Source organism: Adhaeribacter sp. (assembly GCF_057359045.1).
In genome coordinates this window covers 20,969-42,115 of record NZ_JBMQUD010000104.1, presented here as the reverse complement: position 1 = coordinate 42,115, position 21,147 = coordinate 20,969, and the positions used below count along the sequence as shown (strand labels likewise).

The following is a 21,147-nucleotide window of genomic DNA, read 5'->3' as shown; positions in this document are numbered from 1 at the left end:
GGAAGTACTAGGATAAAGAGCGATTTAGTGGTTTTTAGGTGTGGTTAGGTGCTGACGTATTTATATTTTCTACTATGTTATCGTCTTCCATAGTTACTACAATATTAAAAGTCATTGAAAATTGATATACCAGTATAACAATCGCAAATCTAAATTGACTATCATCAAATCCAGTAAAAATCCCAACTAAACTTGCTGATATAAAAGACAGAATTGACATTATTATAACTTGTTCCCATCTAATAATAATTGCTCTTAATGCAATTTTGACTATTAGTATAACTAAAGTTGATGCTACTAAATATGATATTACATGCCAACCAAACTTATTATTAAAATCAACATTTAATGACATTTCAATTATTTGAGCCCCAGAGGGCGACAAATAGAAAAATATTAGGAAAAAGGAAACAGGTATAATAATGTAAAAAAAGTCTGCTTTTATGTATTTATTATTACTTAAAGTTAATGCTAACCCAAATATTATAGGAACTAATAAAAGATTTATAGTAAGGTTTTCTTTATAATACCCAAGGATGGAACAAAGAACAGTTGCTATGAATAACCATAAAAAGGTTTTCTTCTGCCTAAAATTGTATACCTCCAACATATTTAAATCTATTACAATAATTTCATTTGCACTTACCCAATCTGTTGCTATAGTCCGCACAAAAGATACCAGCAGTCCTATCAGCCTGCCGGTTTACAAAAAATATTACCCCTCGCCTTCTACTATTTTTGCAGTACCCGCACTTTCAGGTGCGAAGGTTGGGTGGGCGTAAAATATACTTTGTGGGTAGCCTTCTGAAAATCGGCTTCGCCGGCTTCGTAAATATTTACAAATTTCTGCGGATTACGGTCGACGAGCGGAAACCACGAACTTTGCACCTGCACCATTATTTTATGTCCTTTCCGGAAGGTATGGGCCGCATCCTGCATATCAAATTTTACTTCGGTTACCTGGTTAGGCAACAGGGCTTCGGGCTGCGCAAAACTGTTCCGGAATTTGGCCCGCATTACTTCGCCCCGCACCAGCAACTGAAAACCACCCATTTTCACATTCGGGCGCGGACTATCGTTGGGCGCATCGTTGGGGTAAACATCAATCAGTTTTACCACAAAATCGGCATCAGTGCCGGTGGTAGCCACAAACAAATTGGCTAATACGTTACCCGCTAAGGTAATATCTTCGGTTAAAATGTCGCTCTCGTACACCAATACATCCGGGCGGGTAGCAGCAAAACGTTGATCTTCGTACATAAAATCGCTACCCCGGATTATTCTGATTTCAGAAGTAAAAGGTACAGGTTTGTGCGGGTCGCTGATGTACTCATCGAAACCAACACTAACCGGTTCGCTCTGGGGTGGGGCAAACGACAATTTACCGCCCGGGTGCAAATACAGATTTTCTTCCTGGGTTTCTTTGGGTGGCCAGGCACTATATTGCTGCCATTGGTTAGCACCGGTTACAAAAATATAAGCTTCTGGCAGTTTAGGCTCAGGGGCACCTTTCAGATGGTGCATAAAAAAAGGAAATTCAATATTGGCGCGGTAAAACTCGCTGGTTTTGGCTCCAAAACGAATATCGCCTAAATATTCACCGGAAGATCGCGCCCAACCGCCGTGAATCCACGGGCCCATAACCAAGGTATTTTTGCTCTTCGGATTTTGGCGTTCAATGCCTTCGTAAACTTTAAGCGGACCGTATAAATCTTCCTGATCGAACCAGCCGCCTACGGTAAGTATGGCCGGTTTAATATTTTTCAGGTGCGGTACGGGCGTCCGGGCTTGCCAGTAAGCATCGTAATTATCATGCGCCATCATCTGGTTCCAGAGCGGGTTAGTGTTTTTAAAAATCTTTTCGTTTATATTCTTCAGGGGGCCTATATCCAGGTAAAACTGGTAACCATCGGGGGTGCCGTACTGGTTAAAAGCGGGTGCCCGCACCGGCGAAGGCATGGGCCGGGGCTGACCAAAAGAAGATAAAAAAGCAAACGTACCCATCAGGAAAAAAGCGCCGTTGTGGTGCCGATCGTCGCCCATAAACCAATCGGTAACGGGCGCCTGCGGCGATACGGCTTTTAGCGCCGGGTGGGCATCTATGGCGGTAACCGTGGTATAAAAGCCGGGAGCCGAAATTCCCCAGGTACCTACTTTCCCGTTGTTGTTATTTATATTCTTCAGGAGCCAGGCAATGGTATCGTAGGCATCGGAGCTTTCATCTACATCGGTTTTTTTCTTTTTGTTCGGGATATACGGCCGCACCGCCACAAACTCGCCTTCCGACATAAATTTACCCCGCACATCCTGGTACACAAAAATAAACCCTTCGCGGGCAAACAGCATAGAGGGACCAATGGCGGGCTTATACATATCCTGGCCGTACGGGGCAACGCCATAAGGCGTGCGGCTGAGCATAATCGGGTACTTTTTAGATGTATCTTTGGGCACGTAAATAGCCGTATAAAGCTTTACCCCGTCGCGCATGGGCACCATTCGTTCCAGCTTGGTGTAGTTGGCCCGGATAAACAGCGAATCGTCTTTAGGAGTGCTCACCTGCCCCCGCACAGAATTTAAGCCTAGAATCAAAATAAAGCCTAAACCTAAGAACCTTGCTTTGCCGGTACCGGTGAGCAATGAGCAGAATAAATTTTTCATGAATAAGCGACCCATGGTAAGATAAACCGAAGGTAAAACATTAATGTAATCGGTCAAATTTACCTGGGTACTTTCGTTTTTCCTAAGCGGTTGTTGCGGGGAGGTGCCGCCGGCTAAAGTAATTTTATAATTGGGTGAAACGCGCAAATAATGGCCGGAAATCTAAAAGTAAGTACCGGTAATAAAATTTATTTACTTTAGGCGCCAACTTAGGAAAGCTGCAGCCGGTAATCTTTTGCATTTATTTTCTTTTACCGCGCCTGTTATTTAGTTTTACCAGAGGTACTGCCATTCCTTTAATTGGTAATAACTTAATATTTGATATAACTTTACCTCAAAACGCACGGGCCCTATTTCTACCGGCTCACCAATAATAAAAAGGTATTTAATATTAAATTGTCTGTTTTTTGCTTATTTTAAGCGTTATAAATTATTTTAATTTAAGTAGAACATGATTTCTAGAAACGCGCGCGTGTTGGTAGTAGACGACGAAAGCGATGTACTTTTTGCGGTAAAAATGTTGCTCAAAACCGAAGTAAAAGAAGTGGTAACCGAAAAAAATCCGGAGAACCTGCTTTCGCTGCTGAGCAAGCAAAACTTTGACGTTATTTTCCTGGACATGAACTATAAAAGTGCCTTAAACACGGGCAACGAGGGTTTTTACTGGCTTAGCCGTATCCTGGAAAAAGACAAAGACGCCACCGTTATTATGATTACCGCTTACGGCGATATTGGTACGGCCGTGCGTTCTTTAAAAGCTGGTGCCACTGACTTTATTGTAAAGCCTTGGCACAACGATAAACTGCTGGAAGCGCTCCAAACGGCCCTGGAAACCAAAACCGGGAAAGGGAAAAATATTACCACCGGCATATCGGGTAAATCCTCGGCCTCCTTCGCCGATTTTGATATGCTGGGTGCCTCCGAGGCCATGCAGGAAGTTTTTCAGAAAATCGAAAAAATTGCTCCCACCGAAGCCAACGTATTAATTTTAGGCGAAAACGGCACCGGTAAAGAATTAGTAGCCAAAGCCCTGCACCAGAAATCTTTCCGCTCGGCCAAACCTTTTATAACCGCCGATTTGGCCGCCATGAGCGAAGGCATTTTTGAGAGCGAGTTGTTCGGGCACAAAAAAGGCTCTTTTACCGATGCCAAGGAAGATCGCGTGGGCCGCTTTGAGGCCGCTTCGGGCGGTACCTTGTTCCTGGACGAGATTGGCAATATTTCGCTGCCGCAGCAAGCCAAACTACTCACGGTTTTGCAAAACCGCCAGGTTATTCCGCTGGGCAGCAACGCCCCTATCCCGATTGATATTCGGCTGGTATCGGCTACGAACGTACCTATTTACGAACTGGCCGGTAAAAACCAGTTCCGGAAAGACTTAATTTACCGCATTAATACCGTAGAAATTATGTTGCCGCCTTTGCGCGACCGCGACGACGATGTGCTATTACTGGCCAAGCATTTTGCCGGCGTTTACGCCCAACGCAACCACAAACCTACCCCCGATTTCGACCCGGCTACTTTTAAAAAGCTAAAACAACACAGTTGGCCCGGTAATATCCGGGAACTGCAGCACGCCGTAGAACGGGCCGTTATTTTGGCCGAAGGCAATGTACTTAAACCCAGCGATTTTACTTTTTCGGCCATGGAGCAGCCGCAACCGGCTCCAACTGCATCGGTTGCCCCTGATGGCCCCTTACAGTTAAACGAAGTAGAGAAAAATACCATTTTGCGGGTAATTGAACGCAACAACGGCAACATAACCAAAGCCGCCAAAGAACTAGGCATTACCCGTACCGCCCTTTACCGCCGCCTCGAAAAACATGACATTTAAACGCCTCGAAATCGGAATATTTATCCGGCTGCTGCTGCTTTTTGGATTGATGTACATAGCCGTATATTATATCATTCACCCCTCGTACGTGCAGGTGGTATTTGCGGCTTTTCTGATTGTAATTCTGGTAATAGAACTGGCAGGTTACGTTACGCGCAGCAACAACGAACTGGCCAAATTTATTATGGCTGTAAAGTACCGCGATTTTTCGCAGCAGTTTAACGAAAAACACACCAACCCTTCTTTAAAGCAACTGCACCACGCTTTTAACCAAATAAATAATACCTTTAAACAGCTCAGCTCTGAGAAAGAAGCCCAGTATCATTATTTGCAAACCATTCTGGAGCTGATTGATACCGGCATTATTTCTTTTGGTGCCGACGGCGAAGTAGAATGGGTAAACGAGTCGTTTAAGCAAACCATTGAAGTACCTTTTCTCAAAAATATTCACTCGCTCCGGAAGCGCAACGAAGTATTGTACGAGGCCATTGTTAACCTGAAACCCGGTAATACCTCTTTGGTAAAATTAATGGTTGGTAAAAAAACCATGCAATTGCTGCTATCGGCTACCTCGTTTATGTTGCACGGGAAACATCTTACGCTGGTAGCTTTTAAAAACGTAAGTAACGCCCTCGACGAAACCGAAACCGAAGCCTGGCAAAAGCTGCTCCGGGTCATGACGCACGAAATTATGAACTCGGTGGCACCCATTGCATCACTGGCCGATACGCTGCGCCGCCACGTGCGCCTCGAAAAAGAAAAAGTAACCGAACCACCCCAGTACAACACTGATTTGCTAGACGATGTAGACGAAGGTATTGGCATTATTCAGCACCGCAGCGAAGGTTTGTTAAAGTTTGCCCAGATTTACCGCAACTTCAGCAAAATTACCAACCCCAATCTTACCACCGTTTACCTGGAGGAGCTCTTCAACAGCATTAGCGCCCTGTTAAAAAACCAGCTCGAAGCGCAAAATGTAAAGCTGATTACCACCGTTACACCGCCCGATTTAGTTTTCCAGGCCGATTCGCAACTGATGGAGCAGGTACTCATTAACTTGGTGCTGAATGCCGCCAAAGCCGTGCGTCACCGCGATAACCCCGTGGTGCAGCTGGTTGGCCGCATCGGCGATAACGAGCGCGTAGCCATTGATGTTATCGACAACGGTACCGGCATTCCGCCCGAACTCCTCGACAGCATTTTTATTCCGTTTTTTACCACGCACAAAGACGGCTCCGGCATTGGCCTGAGCTTGGCCAAACAAATTATGCACCTGCACAAAGGCAATATTCAGGTAGAGTCGGTAGAAGACGAAGGCACGGTGTTCCGGCTGCAGTTTTAGGTAATCCGATAACGCCAATCAAAAGATTGGCTATCCGAAAAATACGTAGAGTGCTGTGCTAACACTACGCATACCTGAGCTCACAGAGCGGGCTAGCGCTTTATTTATAATATTTATAACAGCATAGAAGCCGAAGTACAAAGTACGGTTGCAGGCAAACCGTTAAGCCCTGAAAGGGCGTAAGCTGTCAGCACCGGGTGGAGCCCGGTGGGTAAGTTGCCGGATGCGGTTAAAAAGCCCTGAAAGGGCGAAATATTTTCTTCTCCCTGGTAATTACCCCATCTTTTCCGCCACTTACCCTAAAATACCCGGTGCGTTACCTAATTACGAAGCGGCCCGGCTCGTTGTAAAATCTAAAATAAAAAACTACCTTGAGCAATATTTTACCCTTTCAGAACAATTCAAATCTTTATTCATTAACCTGACCTATGATTAAAATGAAGGCAAAATCCCTGGGGATTGCTTGTGCAGCCATGGCGGCAATAGTAGCTACCGGTTGCAATAAAAACACCCAGAAAAACACCGAACTTCACTCCGGCATTATCCGCGAGAATATGGATACCACCGTGGCCCCCGGAAATAATTTTACGGCTTACGTAAACGGCAACTGGGTTAAAAAAACACCTATTCCGGCCGACAAATCAACCTACGGCGTGTTTCACATTCTTAACGACAAAGCCCAGGAAGATGTAAAAGCCATTATTGAGGCTTCGGCCAAAGGCGAGTTTGCCGAGGGAACCGAAGAGCAAAAAATTGGTAGTTTGTACGAATCGTACCTGGATACCAAAAAGCGCGACGAGTTGGGCATTAAACCTTTGGCGCCCGAGTTCCAGAAAATTGCGGCCATCAATAATTATAAAGATTTGGCCGGGTATTTTGCTTACGCGAATAAGTACAGCAACATCGTGCCCATGAATGTGCAGGTTACCGAAGATTTTAAAAACCCGAAGCAATACATGCTCTTAACCTGGCAAGGTGGCCTGGGCTTACCCGAGCGCGAATATTATTTGCTGAACGATGCTAAATCGAAAGACATCCGGGCCAAATACGTAGCGCACATTGAGAAGATGTTAACGCTGGCGGGCATTGCCGATGCCAAAGCCAAAGCAGCCCAAATAATGGCCCTGGAAACGCAGCTGGCTACCAAACACATGAAAAAAGAAGACACCCGCAACATGGTGGCGCTTTATAACAAGTACGCGGTAAAAAGCCTGAACACGTTAATGCCCGATTTTGATTTGCCGTATTTATTGCAGCAGGCCGGTATTAAGCAAGACAGTATTGTAGTTGCGCAGGTAGCCTATACCAAAGATTTAAACAATATTATTAAAGCTACGCCCCTCGATACCTGGAAAACCTACCTACAGTGGAGCCTGGTGCATGGCGCGGCCACTGTTTTAAATACCCCGCTGGATCAGGAAAACTTTAATTTTTATAACAAAACCCTGAACGGCATGCAGGAACAACGCCCGCAATGGCGCCGGGCCGTTGATGTGATAAACGGCAGTTTAGGCGAAATGGTAGGGAAAGTGTACGTGAAAAAACATTTTCCGCCCGAAGCCAAAGAACGGATGGATGCCCTGGTGAAAAACTTATTAAAAGCTTACGAGTCTAGTATTAAAGAGCTGGATTGGATGAGCGAAGACACCAAAAAGCAAGCCCTGGATAAATTAAACAAGTTTACGCCCAAAATTGGCTATCCCGATAAATGGCGCGATTACTCGGACCTGAAGATTGTGAAAGGCGATTTGTTTGGCAACATGATGCGGGCCACCGAATTTGAGTACAACCGCAATATAAATAAACTGGGCAAGCCCGTAGACCGCGGCGAGTGGTACATGACACCCCAAACCATTAATGCGTATTACAACCCGCCGTTAAACGAAATTGTGTTTCCGGCCGCTATTTTGCAACCGCCTTTCTTTGACCTGAACGCCGAAGATGCCGTTAACTACGGTGCTATTGGCGGCGTTATCGGTCACGAAATTGGCCACGGCTTCGACGACCAGGGCAGCACCTTTGATGGCAATGGCGTAATGCGCAACTGGTGGACCGAAAAAGACCAGCAGGAATTTAAAAAGCGTACGGGTTCTTTAGAGCAGCAATACAATGCGTTTAAGGTATTTCCGGACTTAAATGTAAACGGCGCATTTACCTTAGGCGAAAATATTGGCGACCTGTGTGGTTTAAGCATTGCCTTAAAAGCCTATAAACTTAGCTTAAACGGCAAAGAAGCCCCGGTACTGGATGGTTTTACCGGCGAGCAACGGGTATTTATTGGCTGGGGACAAGCCTGGCTGAACAAAGCCCGCCCGGAAGCCCTCCGCAACCAGGTAAACACCGACCCGCATTCGCCGGCCAAGTTCCGGGTAAACGGCGTAGTCCGGAACGTACCGGAATTTTATACCGCCTTTAACGTAAAACCAACCGATTCTTTGTATTTAGCGCCAGCGCAAAGAGTTAAAATCTGGTAATAAAAACCTGATTGGTAAAAAAGCAAAAGCCTGTTTATGTAGATAAACAGGCTTTTGTGTTTAAGAGAAATCAATCGGCGTTAAACTTTTTCCCGTGTCCTATCACCCTTACAATGCTGGTACAAGTGTTAAGCGAAGTATGACTTATACCATTGAAGGATATAACGCCAATCAGGAGATTGGCTCTCCGAAAAATGTATAGAGCACTTCGTTAACTCTAAGCATAACGGGGAGAACATACTCCTCTTATTTACTTATTCTGATTTTTAATTATTGCAATAAAATCTTTTAGATTTTCATTCAACATTTTTAACTCTTTTGAGATATTCATATTATGAATCAAGAAATCTTGTGAATCAGTAGCTGGAGACACTTTTTTTCTATACTGTTCTAAAGATATTTCAAAATACTTCTTTTTGAAACTCTTATCTGATTTATTTAATTTATATAAAATATATCCACTAAAGGTTAATTCTCTATTCTCCTCCTTAGCTCTTTCAAACAATTTAGTTGTGCTATCTACAAGTATTTGAAGTATTTCATTTTTCACCATAACTGGAATGTAAGGAAAATTGGCCTCTTCCTTAAAAATATTAATTATAGGTTTGTTCCATTCAATTTTTACATCATAGGCATTGCTGCCACCGCTGTTTACTAATCGCAATTGAATAATACGGGCTCTGCTATCTAAATCGAAAAGAATGTTTATATCTGGTTCTGCATCATCTTCTTGTTTCCATAAAATTGGTTGAGACATTGCAGCGGATATTATTGCTGCTATTACAGCTAATCCACCTGCTACTGTTCCCCATTCGTTTTTTATTAAAGCTTCAAGTAACACATAAATAGATATTGCAAAAGCCGTAATAAGAATCGCTACTATAAGGCCTCGGCGTGTTTCTTTTTTAATCATACTTTATAGACTTTAATCTGTAAATTAACAAACATTTTAATTAAGCCATTTAGCCTTATAAAAGAAAAATTCGGATTGTGACCTTCCCATAACTGGCCACAATCCTTACTAAACTTTCAAGCTTACTAATACTTTTTTAGTATTCACTCCCGCTGTTTGGAGTCTTCCGCAGGAGACTGCAAACTTTAAATAAACGGCAGGAACTCTGTTCCGGTAAATACAGATACAAATTGCTACCTGACTAACCTAGCTACTTACTTTTATTCATGTAATATCCAAGCGGCTGTAAGTATGTAGTCATCCTCCAGAAAATTAGAAATAGCTGAGATATCGCGCAAAAAAACTGGGGCTGTTGTGTTACGACCAGAACTGCTGGTTCCTAATAATATTGCTGCTTTTTCAAACCAAGCCCTGTTAAGGCAATTTGCCAACAAAAATACTCGGGCTATTTTAATACAAGGGTCATCCAGGTAAATGGCTGGTCGGGGTTATTGCCCGCGATGCTTTCGCTATAAATTTTCCCGTTCTGGCCAGGGTTTTCGGTTAAACAAATATTAAAACCAAGGCGCTTATTCCGGGTCGGCTTTCCGCCCACTACCGACCACGGAATAGCCAATTCCTGTACATAACCGGTAGCGGTAATTTTACTCGTAGTTTTCAGGCGGGCGGTATTTTGTAGCTCAAACCAAGTTCCGTTGCGGCCTTCTTTAACCGTTAAAATATTACCAGCCGAAAGAAAAAAACTAAAAACACCTTTATCTGGCTTTTCATAGGCGTTATTGGCCGCGTCTAGCTGTACCATAACGCCATCATTTTCTGCATTAACCGACGAATTGGTAAAGATATTTTTGTCTTTTACCCGGCTCCGCACATACAAATATCGGTTATCGTAACGTACCTGGCTGGTAAGTTGGGTGGGGCTTTGGTGCCCAATAAAAACCGGGAATGCTGCTAGCCGCCCGGTTTCGTTTGTAGCTCCGGCCACGAATATTTTTTTCTGATGGGCTTCTAATTCCGGAATAACCACTCCTTTTATCATCCATACTTCGCGGGTGCCATTAGCAGCGTAAGCATTGGTGCTGGTAAGCGCAATAACGGTGTTATCTTCTAAAACGCTCAGGCTATTCCAGAGTCCGGATTTATTTACCGGTATGGCAAAGGGGGCGGTTTTGCGGTTGAAATTACGGGCTTCATCAGTACCCAAAACCACTTTCATTTCGGCGTTGGCCAGTTTATTCGGTCGGCCTTCGGTGCCCTGGTAAGACAAAATTGTTTCGCCGGTTTTTAGTTGTCGTAGGTAAGGAGCACCCGCATACACCGCCTCGTCCAGCTTTTCGGCCAGGGCATAGCTGCGTTCCGGGCTACTGCCGGTTACCGTTTGGGCCCAGTTGCCTGCCACCGTACTCCGGATAATATAAGGTTTAAAATCGCCGGTACCGTTATCTTCTATGGCCACTACCAAGCCCTTATTCTGCTGTAGCAATAAAGGTGCGGGCATACCATCGCGTTTTCCCGCTCTAAAACTTACCACTTCCGGTTGCGTGGTCCAGGTTAGGCCGTTATCGTTAGAGCGGAGTAAAGAAATATTCTGTTCTTCCGATTGGGTATAAGGGCCTTCATTGGCAAAGTACAACTGAATTTGGTTACTGGGCAATTGAATAGCGGCGGGCTCCCAGCAGCCATTCTCGAACTGGTAGCCGGCCTGGTAAAGCAAGCGTTCATCGGTCCAGGTTAAGCCCCCGTCATAGCTTTTTTTCGTCCGGATGCCAAATTTACGCGCGGGTCCGATAGCGTGGGGGCGCGGGTTGTAGCAAACCAGCAAAGATTTATCGTGTAGCTCCAGTATATCCGGAACGGCCAGGTTAAAGCCCGCCGGTTTGGCCGCCACCGTTACCGGCCCCGACCAGGTGTTGCCTAAGTCTTTACTCGTAACGGTTAAAATATTTCCGTCTGCTTCATATACGCAAATCAAGGTTTTATCGTGGCGTTGGATAAGACGGGCATAACCATTGTAACGGGCTCCGGTTTCCGCCGCAGATACTTTCCGCAATGAGGTGTAATCCCAGGCTATGCGGCTACCGGTTACCGGCGGCTTGCTCTTTATTTTTCCTGTACCCGGTGTTGCCTGGTTATGGTTACCCAACCAGATTAAAAAGCCCAGAAAAGCAAATCCTATTTTTGTAAATACTAACATTACCACAAAATATCAGAATAAATTTACCCGTGGTAAACTACAAATAATATTCCTGGGTGGGCATAAATATTCAGAAAAGTGCCGCCTGGGTTAAGCCTATTAGGTATGTTTTAAACCCGAAAATTAAAATGGGAAAGAGCTGAATACTCACCCACTTAGCGGCTGTTCTGCTTGCTGGATGAAAACACGCAGCAAAGGCAAACCAGGCTACTCCGTTAGCGCGAGCTTATAGTTTGGACTTTCTTTAAACTCTAAAGCTATATACAATTCTAGTTTTATATTATTCGACTTAATTACTTGTTCATTCTGATTACATATTTTTTTATTTAACTTAAGAACAAGCTACCAGCGGAGTGTATGCAAAAATCTTATTCAAATAAAACGGCCAATAAGATAAGAATATTGACCTTTACTTTAGAAATGATTTTACCTTGCGCTTACTTATACGTAAATATTGCTTGGCATTTTATTAGGGCTTATCCTGCTGAGCTTATCTGAGTACATTTATTATGAGCATCACCTCCACCGAAAAAGATATTGCCGCTTTGGCCGCGCGCTTCGTGAACAACACGCATCGGCACGTATTCCTGACCGGCAAGGCGGGTACCGGCAAAACCACTTTTCTGCGCTACATTACCAGCCACACGCACAAACAGGCCGTAATTGCCGCGCCTACGGGTGTAGCGGCCATTAATGCGGGGGGCATTACGCTGCACTCACTTTTCCAGTTGCCGTTTGGGGCTTACGTGCCCGATAATAAATTACCCGCCAGCCAGCATTACCAAAATATTAACACCCGCGAGTCGCTTATCCGGGGTTTGCAAATACGGGGTAATAAACGGCGGCTGTTGCAGGAATTGGAATTATTAATTATTGATGAGGTAAGTATGCTCCGGGCCGATTTGCTCGATGCGATAAATACAGTGTTGCAGGTAGTACGGCGGCAAGGCAGCGTACCGTTTGGCGGCGTACAGGTGCTCTTTATCGGCGATTTGCTGCAGTTGCCACCGGTAGTAAAAGACCAGGAGTGGCAGGTGCTGCAAAGCTATTACAAAAGCCCGTATTTTTTCGATGCCCAGTGCTTACAAGGGCCGCACCAACCGCTGTATATTGAGCTGGATAAAGTATACCGGCAGTCCGACGATACCTTTATCCGGCTCCTGAACAATTTGCGGCACAACCGGCTGCTTCCGCAAGATGCCGCCTTACTCAATAGCCACTATCGCCCCGACTTTCGGCCCACGCCCGAAGACCCGTACATACAACTTACCACCCACAACCACAAAGCCGATACCGTTAACCGCGAAGCCCTACAAAAGCTACCGGGCCAATCGTATTTTTTCCAGGCCGAAATAGACAAAGATTACCCCGAGCACCTGTACCCCATCGATGCCCGATTGGAACTAAAAGCTGGCGCCCAAGTGATGTTTATTAAAAACGACCCAACCGGCGAAAAGCGCTTCTTTAACGGTAAAATTGGTAAAGTAGCCGAAATAAATAATAATGGTTTTCAGGTAGAATTTCCGGACGATAATACCCGCGTAAAAGTAGAAAAGTACGAGTGGCAAAATATCAGGTACCGTTTTAACGAAACCACCAACGAGGTAGAAGAAGAAGTTTTGGGTACTTTCCGGCAGTTTCCGATACGGCTGGCCTGGGCCATAACGGTGCACAAAAGCCAGGGGCTTACCTTTCAGAAAGCCATTCTGGACCTGGGCAACGCCTTTGCCCCCGGACAGGTGTACGTAGCGCTCTCGCGGCTGGTATCGCTGAATGGATTAGTACTTAGTTCGCCGGTACCCACCGTACTTCCCACACAGGACCAAGCCATAACAGGATTTGCCGGTAGCCTTGCCAAAGAAAATTTAGAAACGGTACTGGAAAACGAATCGCAGGTTTTTCTAAAAAATTCGTTGCAGCGTTGTTTTGATTTTGCGCCTTGCGCCGGGCACCTGCGCCAGCACCTGCACAACTACACCAAAGACGAGCAACGGTCGGCCAGGCAGAAATATTTACCCTGGGCGCAAGCCTTAATCGAGGATTTTAACAAAGAAAAAACCGTAGCCGATAAATTTGGTCAGCAACTGGCCCGTTTAATCCAGGAGCAACCCTTAAACCTAAACGTATTAGAAGCGCGCATTGGAGCGGCCGCCGAATATTTTCGCCCACGCCTGAAAGAACTAAGCCGTAACGTAATCACGCACATGGGGAAAGTAGCCGAAGAGAAAAAGACCAAACAATACCAGGCTGAACTAAAAGAAGTAGAATCGCATGTATTCCGGCTGCAGCAGCACCTCGAAAAAGCCGCGGCCCTGCTCACCTCTTTCCGGGAAGGAAAAGAACTCACGAAACAAGCCGTACCGCAGGTAGAAGCCGAAGAACGCAAACAAATATTGCCACCTGGTCGCTCGTCGCGCACCGCCAAGAACAAAGAAAATACCGCTGCTGAACCACAAGCCAAAGGCGAGAAGAAAGAAAAAGGCCAGACCCAACAAGAGAGTTATCAACTGTATCTGGAAGACAAAAGCATTGAGGAAATTGCGACCTTACGCGGTTTGGCCCATACCACCATTGAGGGCCACCTGGCCCGCTACGTGCAGTCCGGCGATATTCCGATAGAGACGTTTCTGGACCCGGTAAAGCTGGAGCAAATTCTTACTGTAGCCCGCACCCTCGATACCGATCAACTCTCACCGATTAAGCAATTATTAGGCGATGAATTTTCTTACACCGACATCCGGTTTGCGGTAGCTTACGCCAAGCGATCAGAAGCGCAATAATCTGGAGCTATGCCAATGGGTAAAGCCTAAATAATGGTTTTGGTTCCGGCCAGAGGTTTAACTAACCCAGAAGGCTACTTTTGCCGGTTGGCCACCCGCTGGAGCTGCGGCAGGCTTAGCGCCAAATCTTTGATAAAAGAATGGTTTCTGTTTTCGCGCGCCTCAAACGACTCATTACGCGCCAGATAGTACCACCTTTTAAAATTAAGATCGAAACTACCATCCAACATGTAACAAAAGGTATTACTATTCCATTTAGAAAGTACGGCGCGCTGCGGTTTTAAAGATTTATGCCGTACCCAAATCACATCGCCGTGCCGGAAATACCTGATATTAATTTGTAATTCTCTCCATAAATAAATTAAAACCAATAAAAATATCAGGAAAACTTCAACGGCGAATATTAGCATAGAACTTAAAAATATTAAGGGTTAGCAATTGCATTGATGTAGCAAGTAGGCTATAATTTTCTTAAAACCAAAATAAAAATACTATTGGATATTAGATTTATACTCCTTATAATTATTCTTTTTTTAAATAAATTTTAATAAAAAGACCCAATATTCCAGGCTAGTGCAGGATAAGCAATCTTATAATTTACCTTGGCTAACGCAATTGTTAAGCGCAGCGGCACTGGTACCTTTCCATGGAAGATCGTTTTTAAACTGGCAAAGCAACAGACAAAATAAGTTTTAAAACTTGCCTTACGGCATATTTTTGTTCCCTGCCAATAGCGATCCAGAACCTGGCTAAAAAAATTTAATTCATCAAAAACCAAATCCAACCCGGATGCCGGAACCTACTTTTTCCCGCGACTGGAAACTGGTAAAGAAATCGACCCGCAATATTTTAAAAATGTGTTCAATGCCTACCCCCAGCTCTAAATAATTATCGGAGGCTTGGGTGCGTAAATAATTAAGCGTTACTACTTCCTGCCACTTTAGCTTCCGGAATAAAGGTATTTTGTTAAAAATAAACCCGTTAAATTCGTGGCTGTAATGTGCTTCTAAATAACTGTGGGCGGTGCTATATCGGTAATAATCCAAAAGCTGAAAACCACCAAAATTACCCGCGTAAATGGTGCGGTTGCCGTTAAAGTGTTTGTAGTCCATAAACCACAACTGCTTTTTGTTTAAGAAAGTACCCACCTGCACGCTGTAACTGCTATTGCCCACCAAACCAAATACCAAGCGGTCTCTTACATTTAAAGTTACCTGGTCATAATCTACATCGCTGCCCAATATTCCCGCAAAACCTTTGGTGTACTGGAGCCGGAAAGTAGGGTATTTACTCGGTAAAACCCACTTCTCGGTGGGGCGGGTAATGTAGCGCTGGCCGGGCCGGTACTGCAAGGCTATGCTGCCTACCAGAGCCTGGTGACGGTTAAAAGATGTATTGGCCAGCTCGGCATTTACAGGTGTGTTTGATGTAAAGTGCCGGTTGGGGTAATCTTTAAAAGCATAATCGGTAACATTTTCCAAAGGCCTGCGGTCGGCGTACTCAAGAGAGGGCATTAAAAAAAAGCCGTTGAAAAGCTCCGTGCGGTAAGCGGCCGTAATAAACTGCTTTTGGTATAACTTCAGGTAATTTTGCTCGCGGGCCAGCGTGTAGAGGCTGTTCCAGATTGGCGCAATGGGCTCGGCGCTGTTAAACTGACTAACAAAACGGCCTACTCCACCCGAAATATTGCTGAATTTAAATGGGTTAAAACTGTAGCTGCCTCTTACCTGTGCCTGCCACTTTTGGTTAGCAAAACCGTAGCGCAAAGTGGGGGTTATCTCGTAATTTTTATTTGTTTCCTCGTTCCATTTCTGGTACTGCACCTGTGCATTAATTACGGTGCCTTCTACGGTATTATACTGCAGCAACGACGAGCCCTGCGGAAAAGCCAGCAAGGGGTCTAGTGAGTAGCTGTATCTTTTAAAAGTATTGCGATAGCTATATCCCGACAAAAACAAATTGGCTACTTCAAACTTATTGCTTTTTTTGTCTAAAGAATCTTTGTAGGGTTTAGATTCTTCTATTACCCGGATGCTATCTTTTACCACGTAGTCTTTTTCTTCTTCTTCCGTTAGCGGAATCGGCCGGATTTCGGCCCAATACGTAGAGTCGCGTTTATTTGCTTCTTTTTCTACTACCATTACCTCGCTCTTAACGGCCTTTTTATTAAACAAGGCATCGGCTTTGGCTTTTTGCTGTCGCCGGAACTCTTTTTTCCGGGCGGCGAGTGTGGCACTGGCTATTACCGGTTCGGGCGTATTTTCTGGGGCTGCAGGCTGAGGCGCTGGATTGCTTTCGGGCGCGGTAGGGTAAGCCGGCTGCACCTGATAATTAGAATAAACCGTATTAAAATAGCCGTTGCCTTTAAACCCGAAAGAATCAAACTGTACGGTCATTTTTTGGGTGAGCAGCCGCCAGATGTTGTTTTGCACCGGCCCAAAGCTCTGCTGAATGCGCAAGGTATCGGCGTACTCTATCTGGTGCGCCTGCGTTAGTTTCAGGTTAAGGCTGTGCAGCCGCCACGAATCGTCGATGATATAAATATAGCCTTCAAACGCCGGGTCGTTGCGACGAATAGGCGTAACTTTTATTTTGTTGATGAACTTACCGTTTTCCTGGGTAGCACCAATTAATTTATAGCGGTAAAACAGCAAGGCATTATTGGCTAGCGGCGATACAAAAGCCCGCTCGCTTAAACCCGGTGCCCGTAATAAATTTTCGTAAAAATTAAAGTTAACCCGACCGGCCCGGTTAAAACTAAACCCTTTGCTGTCGCCGCTAACTTTCGACGAAATCATGCGCTCGTGCAGTTTATTTGGCTGCCGGAAACTCAGTTCGCTTACCGTTTCGGATAAATACACAATGCCGGGTTTCAGGTCGTTTACTTTTACGCCCAGCACGCGATTGGGCACGCTCGTGAGGCGACCCAATACTTTGGTATATACCCTACAATTATAGGCCAATGCTTCGTTTAAATGGTATTTCCGGCGGGCAATGGCGGCTTTTACAATGGCATAGGCAGGGTCTTTTTCGTTTGCTTTTACTTCTATTTCTTTCAGGCTGTATACATCCAGCACCAACGCCACATTGCGTTCTACATCAGTAGTCCCTATTTCTACGGTTTCTACTTTGGCCTGGTAGCCTACGTACTGAAAAACTATTTTATATGTGCCTGGTGCCAGGTTTATCTGGTAATAGCCTTGCTCATTGGTAGCGGTACCAGTAGTGGTGTTTTGAATATACAACGTAGCAAAAGGCAGCGCTTCGCCGTTTTCGTCGGTTACACGGCCTTTTAAAAGCGCGGCCCAGCTCACACCAGAAACGAAAAAGAGAAAAAACAAAAGCAAATATTTACGCATACCAGCTGCTCGGAATTCTGTCACAATTTACTAATGTAGATGCGGTTATTTTTTGTAAACGGGGCAAAGGGTTTAAAATTTTCCTTTCTGTACGTAACTGAAAGGTAATTTTGGTATGATTAGCTGTTTTTAAGTTATAAATAAGTAAATGGTTTGTCTTTTGAAAGATTACATCTTTCAAGGTGGTGGTGCTAACGGTAAGTTTTAGCCTAAGTTAGCTCCCGGCCGCGGGGCCCCGTCGGTGCGTTTAGGCTGTCTAAGCTTGTTTTCCTCCTATCGTCGGAATGCCTCGTCCCTCGGCACCACAACCTTAGAAGGCCTTTACCCCACGACTGCCGGAGTTTGCCTGTAGTGAACGTTTTTCCACCTTAAAATTTAAATAAAAATCTGATTATCTAAGCGTTTACTACAACAAGTTACCTCAAATGCTGCGTTATCGGAACTCCTTCCCTATTTTAGGGAAGGTGCCCGGAGGGTGGAAGGGTAAACCGGAGTTAAGGAAATTAAACGCTTTGTAATTTTTAAACCATCAGACCGGTTCTCTTTTACTAACGTGAGAAAGAGTTAGGAAATGAAGAGCCATCACATTATTTCACCTCCACCTTAACATATTCTGTTAAATCAGAACTAACTTGCACCCCAATATTGTTGCAAACTGATTTTAATCTATTTTAAAGCCCAAAAGGATAAATGTCATCAAACGCAAGAGAAAATAAAGTGCGGGTAGGTCTGGTGCAAATGTCGTGTACCGCCGAGCCCCAGGAAAACCTGAACAAAGCCGTAGATCGTATTCGCGAACTGGCCAAAGATAATGTCCAGATTGTTTGTTTGCAGGAATTATTTACCTCGCTTTATTTCTGCGACGTAGAATCTTACGACAATTTTAAATTAGCCGAAAAGATTCCGGGTCATTCTACCGATGTATTAAGTGCTTTAGCGGCGGAATTAAACGTGGTAATTATTGCCTCTTTGTTCGAGAAACGCACGAACGGCATTTACCACAATACTACCGCCGTGCTGGATGCCGATGGTTCTTACCTGGGCAAGTACCGGAAAATGCACATCCCCGACGATCCCGGTTATTACGAGAAATTTTACTTTACGCCCGGCGATTTAGGCTATAAAGTTTTTGAGACCAAATACGCTAAAATTGGCGTGCTGATTTGCTGGGACCAATGGTACCCGGAAGCAGCCCGTATAACAACCTTGATGGGTGCCGAAATATTGTTCTTCCCAACGGCAATTGGCTGGCACAAACTCCAGGAAATAGACACCAACAACGAGCAGTACCAGGCCTGGCAAACCATTCAGCGCGGCCACGCTGTGGCCAATGGCGTGCCGGTTGTAGCGGTAAACCGCGTGGGCATAGAAGGCGACATGCGGTTCTGGGGCGGTTCTTTTATCTCCAATCCGTTTGGCCGGTTGTTGTACCAGGCCTCGCACGAAGAAGAAGAACTGCATATTGAAGAACTAGACTTAGCCAAAAGTGATGATTACCGCACGCATTGGCCGTTCCTCCGCGACCGTCGCATCGACTCCTACCAGCCTATAACCAAACGGTTTATAGACCAGGATTAAGAAAATATTTAACCGGCCCGAATTGGTATTTAAACCGATTCGGGCCTTTGCATTTTTTATCTTTTATATCGTAAACTATATAGGGTAATAAGCTACTACGTTTGCCCTTGCCGTGTCTTATGACCGGCAAGTGAGTAACAGAAAAGCTAAGCAGGCTAACCATAACATTAAAAGATAATTTTCACAAGCACATCACCTATTAACACCTATGAAAACCCCTAAGGAACTGGGTTATTTTTTCCCCGCCGAGTGGCATCCGCACGAGGCAACCTGGCTGAGTTGGCCGCACAAAGAGGCTTCCTGGCCTGGTAAAATAAATACCATTTACCCGTACTACGCGCAGTTTATAAAAGCAGTAGCCGCCGGCGAAAAGGTACATATTAACGTAGTAAACAACGCCATGCAGCAGCAGGCAACCGGCTATTTAGAGCAAGCTGGGGCCGATTTAAATAATATTCATTTTTTTCTGCACCCCACCAACGATGCCTGGTGCCGCGACCACGGACCGGCTTTTTTAATTAACCCGGCTGCCGACCCTAAAAAAGTTATTGTAGACTGGGATTATAACGCCTGGGGCGGTAAATATTCACCTTATGATCTGGATTGCGCCATTCCCACGCACATTGCCAAACATTATAATATTCCGGTTTATTACCCACAAATTGTAATGGAAGGCGGTTCCGTAGATTTTAATGGTGCTGGTACGGTACTAACCACCACCGCTTGCCTTTTAAACGAAAACCGGAACCCGCACCTGAACCAGGACCAGATAGAAAAATATTTAACCGACTACTACGGCGTAGAACAAATACTTTGGCTCGAAGACGGCATTGTAGGCGATGATACCGATGGCCACATTGACGACATTACCCGCTTTGTAAACACCGATACGGTACTAACAGTAGTTGAAGAAAACAAGAACGACGAAAACCACGCCCCGCTGCAAGCAAACTTAAAAGCCTTGCATAAAATGCGGCTACTCAACGGCAAGCAACTAAATATTGTAGAACTGCCCATGCCTGCGCCGGTTATTTACGACGACCAGCAGTTACCTGCTTCTTACGCCAATTTCTACATTGCCAATGCCGGGGTTATGGTGCCTACCTTCCGCGACGCCAACGATGAACGCGCTTTAGAAATAATCCAAAGCTGCTTCCCGGACCGGCCGGTGATTGGCATCGATTCTACGGATATTATCTGGGGCCTCGGCAGTTTTCATTGCTTAAGCCAGCAGGAGCCCAAGGTTTAAACCTGTCTTTAGTATCAGGTAGTAAGTAGCCAGTAGCAGGAAAATATTGTTTGATAGAGGTATTTTCGAGACAAAAGCAGTTTTTTAAACGTTATACTCTCGGGAAATAAGTTAGCAGATACCTCAGTATTTTGAGACAAAATTACCGTTCCTGCTACTTGCTACCTGAAACTGAATCCGTACATGTTTGAACCGAAAAAGAATAAATCCTACACCAAAAAAGAAGCCCTGATAAAAGCGGCGGCTTATTGCGCTTACCAGGAGCGCAACCACCAGGAAGTTCGCAGCAAATTATTCAGCTACGGCCTCGACCCCGACGAGGTAGATGAGGTAATTATTCAGCTTTCAGCAGAAAAATTACTGGACGAAGAGCGCTATGCCAAAGCTTACGTCCGCGGCAAATATACCCTGAAACGCTGGGGTCGCCGTAAAATAATGCAGGGCCTCAAAGCCAGCCGCATCTCTGATTATTGTGTAAAACAAGGCCTGAAAGAAATTGACCCGGACGTTTACGAAGAAAACCTGAAATACTTACTCGAGAAAAAAGCCCGCACCGAGAAAGAAAAAAATCCCATGCTCCGGAAACAAAAATTAGCTTACTACCTCATGAGCAAAGGCTACGAAAACGATTTGGTGCAGGACGCACTAAAGGTGCTTGACGATTTGTAATTTGCTACTTTAGATAAAGGACCGGTTTACCGCTTTGAAAATCCCATAAAAGCTTGCCCTTGCCGTGTGTTTTTCACCAGCAAGTAGTTAGACTAAA

Annotated in this window: 13 protein-coding genes; 7 read left to right on the top strand and 6 right to left on the bottom strand. The window is 44.9% G+C overall.

What is annotated here, in order from left to right; all coding sequences use genetic code 11:
- Positions 1-34: 34 nt before the first annotated feature.
- Positions 35-610: a hypothetical protein gene (locus tag ACO1R6_RS15870; RefSeq protein ID WP_486265940.1), complete on the bottom strand. Its 576-nt coding sequence runs from the start codon at positions 608-610 to the stop codon at positions 35-37.
- Between the two features lie 122 nt (positions 611-732).
- A complete protein-coding gene (locus ACO1R6_RS15865) occupies positions 733-2,805 on the bottom strand; it encodes a CocE/NonD family hydrolase (protein WP_486265939.1) in 2,073 nt (690 codons plus the stop codon).
- A 304-nt stretch (positions 2,806-3,109) separates the two neighbouring features.
- On the opposite strand from ACO1R6_RS15865, the gene ACO1R6_RS15860 reads away from it, so the two are divergent.
- The 3 genes from ACO1R6_RS15860 to ACO1R6_RS15850 all read left to right on the top strand — a co-directional run bounded on the left by ACO1R6_RS15860 (position 3,110) and on the right by ACO1R6_RS15850 (position 8,308).
- Entirely contained in the window at positions 3,110-4,492 is a 1,383-nt protein-coding gene (locus ACO1R6_RS15860) for a sigma-54-dependent transcriptional regulator (protein ID WP_486265938.1), read from the top strand.
- A complete protein-coding gene (locus ACO1R6_RS15855; protein ID WP_486265937.1) occupies positions 4,482-5,834 on the top strand; it encodes a sensor histidine kinase in 1,353 nt (450 codons plus the stop codon). The genes ACO1R6_RS15860 and ACO1R6_RS15855 overlap by 11 nt, the downstream gene beginning before the upstream one ends.
- A 437-nt stretch (positions 5,835-6,271) precedes the next feature.
- Positions 6,272-8,308 (top strand): M13 family metallopeptidase, encoded by a 2,037-nt coding sequence (locus ACO1R6_RS15850; protein ID WP_486265936.1) that lies wholly within the window; start codon positions 6,272-6,274, stop codon positions 8,306-8,308.
- Positions 8,309-8,558: 250 nt separating this feature from the next.
- On the opposite strand, the gene ACO1R6_RS15845 is transcribed toward ACO1R6_RS15850, so the two are convergent.
- Positions 8,559-9,221, bottom strand: a complete 663-nt coding sequence (locus ACO1R6_RS15845; protein WP_486265935.1) for a hypothetical protein — start codon at positions 9,219-9,221, stop codon at positions 8,559-8,561.
- A 445-nt stretch (positions 9,222-9,666) separates the two neighbouring features.
- Positions 9,667-11,415 (bottom strand): exo-alpha-sialidase, encoded by a 1,749-nt coding sequence (locus ACO1R6_RS15840; RefSeq protein WP_486265934.1) that lies wholly within the window; start codon positions 11,413-11,415, stop codon positions 9,667-9,669.
- Between the two features lie 509 nt (positions 11,416-11,924).
- Between ACO1R6_RS15840 and ACO1R6_RS15835 the strand changes: the two genes are divergently transcribed.
- Positions 11,925-14,195 (top strand): helix-turn-helix domain-containing protein, encoded by a 2,271-nt coding sequence (locus tag ACO1R6_RS15835; protein ID WP_486265933.1) that lies wholly within the window; start codon positions 11,925-11,927, stop codon positions 14,193-14,195.
- 74 nt (positions 14,196-14,269) lie between these two features.
- On the opposite strand, the gene ACO1R6_RS15830 is transcribed toward ACO1R6_RS15835, so the two are convergent.
- A complete protein-coding gene (locus ACO1R6_RS15830) occupies positions 14,270-14,605 on the bottom strand; it encodes a hypothetical protein (RefSeq protein WP_486265932.1) in 336 nt (111 codons plus the stop codon).
- Between the two features lie 357 nt (positions 14,606-14,962).
- Positions 14,963-17,578 carry a DUF5686 and carboxypeptidase regulatory-like domain-containing protein gene (locus ACO1R6_RS15825; protein WP_486265931.1) on the bottom strand — a complete coding sequence of 872 codons (2,616 nt, stop codon included), beginning with the start codon at positions 17,576-17,578 and terminating at the stop codon, positions 14,963-14,965.
- Positions 17,579-18,244: 666 nt separating this feature from the next.
- On the opposite strand from ACO1R6_RS15825, the gene ACO1R6_RS15820 reads away from it, so the two are divergent.
- The 3 genes from ACO1R6_RS15820 (at position 18,245) to ACO1R6_RS15810 (ending at position 21,050) form a co-directional block, all read left to right on the top strand.
- On the top strand, positions 18,245-19,132 hold the full coding sequence (locus tag ACO1R6_RS15820) for a carbon-nitrogen hydrolase (protein ID WP_486265930.1): 888 nt from the start codon (positions 18,245-18,247) through the stop codon (positions 19,130-19,132).
- A gap of 208 nt (positions 19,133-19,340) precedes the next feature.
- Complete coding sequence (locus ACO1R6_RS15815; RefSeq protein WP_486265929.1) at positions 19,341-20,381, top strand: agmatine deiminase family protein; 1,041 nt, start codon at positions 19,341-19,343, stop codon at positions 20,379-20,381.
- Between the two features lie 183 nt (positions 20,382-20,564).
- Entirely contained in the window at positions 20,565-21,050 is a 486-nt protein-coding gene (locus ACO1R6_RS15810; RefSeq protein ID WP_486265927.1) for a regulatory protein RecX, read from the top strand.
- Positions 21,051-21,147 lie beyond the last annotated feature (97 nt).